The sequence below is a fragment of the Streptomyces sp. NRRL S-495 genome, from assembly GCF_000966955.1.
Classification (GTDB): Bacteria; Actinomycetota; Actinomycetes; order Streptomycetales; family Streptomycetaceae; genus Kitasatospora; species Kitasatospora purpeofusca.
In genome coordinates this window covers 1-717 of the sequence record NZ_JZWY01000245.1, presented here as the reverse complement: position 1 = coordinate 717, position 717 = coordinate 1, and the positions used below count along the sequence as shown (strand labels likewise).

Annotated in this window: 1 protein-coding gene; it reads left to right on the top strand. The window is 72.8% G+C overall.

The window, feature by feature from the left end; all coding sequences use genetic code 11:
• A partial coding sequence (locus VR45_RS14250; RefSeq protein ID WP_159394212.1) for a cytochrome P450 occupies window positions 1-717 on the top strand: 717 nt, incomplete at both ends.

Here is a 717-nt window from a genome sequence, read left to right as displayed (position 1 = left end):
GAACGGGATCGGCGGGAACGCGGTCGGCGGGCCGGGCGGGGACACCGGGGATGCGGGGGAGACCAATCTGCTGTCGATGCTCATCGCCTCGCGCGACCCCGGGAGCGACCTGCCCGCGCTGAGCGACGAGGAACTGGTCGACCAGGCCGTGACCATGTACTCCGCCGGCACCGAGACCACCGCCGGCGCCGTGAACTGGGCGCTGTTCCTGGCCACCACCCACCCCGCCGTGCTCGCCAGGCTCACCGCGGAGGTCGACTCGGTGCTGGGCGGCCGGACCGCCGGCTGGGACGACCTGCCGCAGCTCACCTACACCCGGCAGGTGCTCGCCGAGGCGCTGCGGATGTATCCGCCCGGGTGGTTCCTCACCCGGCAGACCGAGCAGGACGCCGAACTCGGCCCGTACGCGATCGCGCGCGGCACCGTGATCGCCTACAGCCCCTACCTGATCAGCCACCTGCCCGACCTCTACCCCGACCCGGAGCGCTTCGACCCCGACCGCTGGGACGCGCACGGAGGTCAGCCGCAGGTGCCCGTCACCGTCTTCGGCGGCGGCGCCCGCAAGTGCATCGGCGACGAGTTCTCCCTGATCGAGGGCGTCCTGATGCTGTCCTCGCTGCTCAGCCACTGGCACGTCGACCTGCACCGCCGCACCCTCAGCTCGCCGCGGCTGCCCCAGCTCACCCTCAACCCGGGCCCCATGCCCGCCACCCTCAC